This window comes from Secundilactobacillus muriivasis (assembly GCF_054785195.1).
Map to the genome: position 1 here is coordinate 1 of NZ_BAABMI010000096.1, position 5851 is coordinate 5851.

The 5851-nt window shown below is 36.4% G+C and carries 8 protein-coding genes; 2 read left to right on the plus strand and 6 right to left on the minus strand.

The annotated features are described in order from the left end of the window. Both ACYVR3_RS15815 and ACYVR3_RS15820 read left to right on the plus strand, forming a co-directional pair. The coding region (locus tag ACYVR3_RS15815) for an FtsX-like permease family protein (RefSeq protein ID WP_461244980.1) at positions 1–828 on the plus strand (828 nt) is incomplete at its 5' end. A gap of 4 nt (positions 829–832) precedes the next feature. Continuing rightward, positions 833–1504 (plus strand): ABC transporter ATP-binding protein, encoded by a 672-nt coding sequence (locus ACYVR3_RS15820; RefSeq protein ID WP_461244981.1) that lies wholly within the window; start codon positions 833–835, stop codon positions 1502–1504. Between the two features lie 103 nt (positions 1505–1607). Here ACYVR3_RS15820 and ACYVR3_RS15825 read toward each other — a convergent pair whose 3' ends face one another. The 6 genes from ACYVR3_RS15825 to ACYVR3_RS15850 form a co-directional block, all read right to left on the minus strand. Beyond that, positions 1608–1736: a hypothetical protein gene (locus ACYVR3_RS15825; protein ID WP_461244982.1), complete on the minus strand. Its 129-nt coding sequence runs from the start codon at positions 1734–1736 to the stop codon at positions 1608–1610. 96 nt (positions 1737–1832) lie between these two features. After that, positions 1833–2414 carry a recombinase family protein gene (locus ACYVR3_RS15830; RefSeq protein WP_461244983.1) on the minus strand — a complete coding sequence of 194 codons (582 nt, stop codon included), beginning with the start codon at positions 2412–2414 and terminating at the stop codon, positions 1833–1835. 420 nt (positions 2415–2834) lie between these two features. Next, positions 2835–3047, minus strand: coding sequence for a transposase (locus ACYVR3_RS15835; protein WP_461244984.1), 213 nt, complete (start codon positions 3045–3047; stop codon positions 2835–2837). A gap of 361 nt (positions 3048–3408) precedes the next feature. Then, entirely contained in the window at positions 3409–3858 is a 450-nt protein-coding gene (locus ACYVR3_RS15840; RefSeq protein WP_016385460.1) for a cupin domain-containing protein, read from the minus strand. Between the two features lie 264 nt (positions 3859–4122). Next, positions 4123–4845, minus strand: a complete 723-nt coding sequence (locus ACYVR3_RS15845) for a hypothetical protein (RefSeq protein ID WP_461244985.1) — start codon at positions 4843–4845, stop codon at positions 4123–4125. 92 nt (positions 4846–4937) lie between these two features. Further along, a partial coding sequence (locus ACYVR3_RS15850; RefSeq protein WP_461244986.1) for an IS3 family transposase occupies positions 4938–5851 on the minus strand: 914 nt, incomplete at its 5' end.

The following is a 5851-nucleotide window of genomic DNA, read 5'->3' on the forward strand; positions in this document are numbered from 1 at the left end:
GAGGTTGCTAGTTTACCCAATAATGGAACCAGAATTTCACAGTATAGTACACTTGTAAAATCAGAAAATGGATTAAAAGAGAATACTCAATTAGTAGGTCTTGATTCCAAATCGTTCATATTTAAAAAATTGAAAATAACAAGTGGTAGTAAAAATATCCGAAACAATGCCGGCGTCGTATCGGATAAGTTCAAAAGTGATGGATTTAAAATCGGTGACCACTTGTTAGTTGCTAATTCATCATTGAGGATTAAAATTACAGGTTTTACACCCAGGGCAACTTTAAGTGCTCTTCCCGTGGTTTATATTTCACCAGACACTATTCAACCACTGAATAAAGGTGTAACAAATGCTGTGGTATTCAAGAATAAGTTAAAGAATTCAAAAATACCAAAAGGGACCAATCAATTGAGCATTAGCTCATTTATTAAAAAATTACCTGGATATAGCGCACAACAACTCACATTCGACTTCATGATTGCTTTTTTGTATATTATTATTCTAATTGTTATTTCAATTTTCTTGTATATTCTGACTGTTCAAAAATTACCCAACTTAGGTGTCTTGAAGGCGCAAGGAGTCTCAACGCAATATCTTATTTTGAGTACGTTATTTCAATCATTTATTATTTCAGTTATTGGCGTTATTATAGCCATTATATTAGGTGAAATAACAGCTATTACGTTACCCAGCGAGGTACCCATTGTCATCGATAAAAGTAATATTATTGTAACTGGAATCGGTATTATTATTATGTCCTTGTTAGGTGCACTGATACCTATTCGTCAAATCGCCAAAGTTGATCCTTACAAAATTATTGGAGGTTAATTTCATGTCAAATCTAATTTTTGAATCGGTGACAAAAGTTTTTGGAGAAGGGAGTAGTAAGTACGTAGCGCTGGAAAATATTAATTTTAAAGCAGAAAGTGGTCAGCTTATTTTAGTTGTAGGGCCATCAGGATCAGGAAAAACTACATTTTTGACTATAGCCGGCGGGCTGCAGACACCAACTGAGGGTGACGTAAAAATAAATGACAGCACAATTAAAAGTTTATCCCAAAAACAGCAAACAAAATTAAGATTGGAAAAAATAGGATTTGTTTTACAATCTTATAACTTAGTTCCATTTTTAATGGTCGAAGAACAGTTTAAATTAGTAGATAAACTAAAAAAACAAAATTTAACTGAACAAAAAATGCATGAACTTCTATCTGATTTAGGACTTTTAGAACTCCTAAAAAAATATCCTAATCAACTTTCTGGTGGACAAAAGCAACGTGTGGCAATTGCTAGAGCATTATACACTGATCCTGACTATATCTTAGCGGATGAACCCACAGCCGCCTTAGATACGGATAGATCTATGAAAGTAATCGAGTTACTCAGAGATTTAGCACATAAGAGAAATAAAATTATTATTGTAGTTACTCATGACTTAAGGTTAAAAAATACGGCAGACAAAGTTTATCAGATAATTGATGGTAAGATGCAAATGATAAATTAGCTACTGTCTTAATTTTACTTGAAAACATATTAAATTTATGAATATCTAATACCACATCTAAATGCTCAGAAGTCAATAAATTGGACTATTTTTAGTCAGTTAATTAGACAACTGGAAATTGACGGTTCAGCACATTTTCTTGGATGTAGGTTTCTTGTTGCTCTCGTCGGTTATGTTTCTTGGCATGTACGGTTATCCGCACGTTCTTCGCATTCATGACGTGAGTAATCAATGCGACCAACTTCCAGTAGCATCATTTTTAAGCATTTGTTATTTTACGCCTGTTTCAGGGCTTCTAATCTATTCTGATTATCTCATGTAAACCGGTTCAATGCACATCGAATTTCTTTCGGTATCTGATAAAGGTTGTCCGTTTAATCCCGGTATTACGGGCAACATCTACATCACTCATGCCCGTCTGGTAAAGTTTAAAAGCATGTAGTAAACGGGGATCATCTTCGGCATATTGAGGTTTCCGACCATGATATTTACCCTGCTGTTTAGCGAGGGCAATCCCTTGTTGCTGCCGTTCAATGATCCGCTTACGTTCGCTTTCAGCTTGATATTTATACAGTTCAATAATGAGATTCGTCATGAGCTGGCGTAAATTAGGATCCGCAATCCCTGTCATAGACAGCAAATTTAACACATCTAGGGTAGCACCCTTATTTTGAATGGAGTTCATGATCTTAGTCAAATCATGGTTGTTTCTGCCTAAGCGATCTAATTCAGTGACCATTACAATATCACCCTCACGAATATAGGCCAGCATTTTTTGCAGTTCTGGCCGATTAGTGTTAGCCCCACTTAATTTATCCGTAAATAATTTATCAACGTCTTTTAAAGCCGCTAACTGTCGATCTAAATGTTGCTCCTTGGAACTCACACGCGCATAACCGATTTTAGCCATTTCCAATTCTCCTTTTGGACAGTTCTAATGAACACTTGTAATTCCTAGTATAGCACAGAAATAAAAAAGGCCACTAGGGTATGCCCTATTGGCCTTGCTTATAAGGGAATTGCTATACAAATTTGTTCAATTTTCTTTCATGAAAAATTAGTAAAAATATACCCCACGAGCTTATACATCTCCCAATCTTAAATTATTAATATCTTGAGATTTGTGTACTTTAACCTGAATTATTCATAGTTCATAAAAATCCCGTCAGTTTTCGAAAAAACACGAAAAATGACGGGTATGTCTTTATCTTTTGCTGAAATACGATGTTTATCAGTTCTAGCTAGTGAGATCTTTCAACTAACTCAGAATTGCTTTGAACTTTTGGATACACTTGTCCCTTGGTTGTACAGATTTTTCTAATTTTGCCGGTTATTCAATAGCCTGGATACGCTGTAGAGCCTGGTAGAACAGCCGATGGTAAACATGATGCGAGCTCAGCCGCAACTGAATGCGTCGGCCCGTATGCACAACACGTGCCGCAACTTTGAATAAACGGATCCGCAATGTGCTAACGTACAAGCCGGAATCATGTTTTGTCAGTGCTAGCTGCTTTAAAAAGTTGACAATATCTCCGCTGGTCATTGAGCCTCAATAGCTTGTCGGCCAAGTTGGTGAACTGAAACTTTTCCATCAGTTCTACACACAATGTCAGCCCGCCATCGGAAGATAATTGACCACCCGTATGCGATACTAAAATGTTTTTGTTGAAATTGAACGCCATTTCCTGTAAAGTCTTCAATGTAGAGTCCTCTTCTCTCATGTGGTTTTGTTTGCCAATTTAACTATACCAGAGCTGAGGCTCTTTTTGTGCACTTAAAAGGTGAAAATGCAAAATACCCATCAAACGCGTGATGCATGTGTTTGATGGGTATTTTGCATATCTTTGTGAATAAATCAGGTTAAGAGAAGCTAAATTAGCATCGTCAAAAAAAATCTCATGACTTTATTCACCAGTGCCCTCTAGTGGGCCTTCTTGCTGAATCGCATCATCTTTGGTCTTTTCATCAGTTCCCTTGGCGTGTTTTACTGGAGAATAAATTGAGAAGACCTTCATCGTTTTACTACCAGCGTTAATTACATTGTGCCAAGTATTATCTGGAATAATTACTGCTTCACCAGGATGAATCTCACGGTCAATCGTCAATTTATTTTTATCTTTGCCCATTTGAACGTGACCAACACCGTCTACCAAATAAATGAACTGGTCATTACCATGGTGAATCTCCATTCCGATATCTCCACCACCAGCTGGAATTGCCATCAAAGTGACTTGAAAATGATCACCCGTCCACAAAGTAGTTCGATAATTGTCATTAGCTAAGGCAGCGGCCTTTAAATCTGGAGCAAATGGTTGTGGGCCATAATCTCTAAGTTCTAAGTGCTTTTCAGTCATTTTACTGCTTCCTTTCTATACAAATTAAGTATAACACATTGTTTGAGATGAACCATAAAATATGCTTTGGCTAACCTAAAAATGAAAAGTGTTAAAAAAAGCCCAATGATATTGTAGTGATTTTCAAGAGATATATTTGCAGATAACTTTTGAAAGTTGTAGACACTACCTCATTGAGCTCTTTTTCATTAAAATTTGGATTACCAATGTTGGACAACGGTTCCGTTTGGCAAAACATAATAACCGGCCGCTGGCGTAACTGAATTATTCGGATTTAACATACTTTCTTAAGTCATGAATAGGGATAAACAATTCATTTGCATCTATAGGATCATCTAAAGTCAATCCCACTCTATATTCTTGTTGATCCTCGAAATAAGCGGGTTTAACTAAATAGAGGAAATATAATATACTTTGTAACAAGGTATCAGTTATTGAGGATCGACTGATCATTTTTGTATCATTGTTGATGAAAATTCCGTTGATCTTTGTTATATTATTTTCCTCGTATAGCTCAAATTTTTTGTAATCCTCGTCATTTAGATAATTCACATCTTTTGCAAATAGTCCGGATCCTTTCAGGCTATTGTCTTTCAAGTAATCTCCAACTTGTTTACATAACTCGTTCAGTAATTTTGGCCTGTTTTTTGCGCTAATGGTTATAAACGTCCTATCAACTTTATTACCATCTTTATCGACATTTCCCTTTTTTAATTTTTCTACGATGTTAGGATCCAAAAAGCCATCTTTAAAATCCTTATCGCTTAGCATTGTAAAGCAAGAAACAAAACAGCAATGCCTTAGCAAACTCCAATTTTTTGCTTTTCCCTCTGAAGCATCAAATTTTAGATTAGGGGGCATAGTACCAGTAACCATCTTTTCAATTTTTCTATAACATAGGACGTCTTTTAAATAGAAATCAGTTTGTAGATAGTTGTTTGCAATAACATCATTAGGTACAAACTGCAATAAAGTAGGTGCAACCATTTTAAACGTCTCCTTTAAATTATTTCTACGCCAAACAAATACTATGGTCCCCTGTCAATAAAATAGACAATTTAAATAGAGACTTTTTTGTCCTATGCCACGACTAAATTTTGAATTTGAGTTTGATACTCATCTTCAAGTTGCTTTGGTGATTTGAATCCACAGTGACTGTGAATTCTAACTGTGTTGTAAAACGTTTCAATGTACTGAAAAACTAGTCGTTTAGCTTCGGAGTATGAATGGATTTTAAACCGATTTATCCATTCACGCTTAATCAAGGCATGAAACGACTCAATGCAGGCATTATCCCAAGGATAAGCTTTCTTTGAATAGCTTAATGTCATGTTAGCTGTAACTTGATTGTAAGCTTCAGACGTAAACTGACTACCACGATCACTGTGCATGATTAATGGCTTGCTAATATGGCGACTGTGCTTAGTCTTTTCAATAAGTGGGATGACATTCGATACCTCCAAGGTTTCAGATAAGTCCCAACCAATGATCCGTCGGGAGTACAAGTCCATAATACTGGTTAAATAAACGAATCCGTCATGAACTGAAATATAAGTGGTGTCAATGCACCAAACGGCGTTTGGTCGCAATGGATTGAACTGCTCGTCTAAAATATTTATTAGCTGTTTATCAAACTTAGAATTGCGAGTGGTAGTCGTCCAAGGGGTTAGGTAAACGGCGTGAATGCCAAGTTCACGCATATACTTACCAACAGTTCGTTCAGCGATCTTATATCCTTTTGAGCGAAGTTCTTGGGTGATTTTGCCGGCACCGTAAATACAAAGTCTTTTGAGCCAAATTGCTTTAATTTCACCTTGAATAAACTTCTTCCGAAGCTTTCGCGGTGATTGGTGATTATGACGCTTTTCTCGTTGATAGTAACCACTTCTTGAGATTCCAACATAATCACACATACCATTGATGGAAGGGTGGGATTCCAAAGCGTGCTGAACGTCCATTTCTTGGTATACCTTTTCGGTAGTTACTTGCTCAG

Excerpts from the sequence above, each read along its gene's own strand:
- ACYVR3_RS15840 (WP_016385460.1), bottom strand. The coding sequence starts at position 3,858 with ATGACTGAAAAGCACTTAGAACTTAGAGATTATGGCCCACAACCATTT.
- ACYVR3_RS15830 (WP_461244983.1), bottom strand. The coding sequence starts at position 2,414 with ATGGCTAAAATCGGTTATGCGCGTGTGAGTTCCAAGGAGCAACATTTA.
- ACYVR3_RS15845 (WP_461244985.1), bottom strand. The coding sequence starts at position 4,845 with ATGGTTGCACCTACTTTATTGCAGTTTGTACCTAATGATGTTATTGCA.
- ACYVR3_RS15820 (WP_461244981.1), top strand. The coding sequence starts at position 833 with ATGTCAAATCTAATTTTTGAATCGGTGACAAAAGTTTTTGGAGAAGGG.
- ACYVR3_RS15835 (WP_461244984.1), bottom strand. The coding sequence starts at position 3,047 with ATGACCAGCGGAGATATTGTCAACTTTTTAAAGCAGCTAGCACTGACA.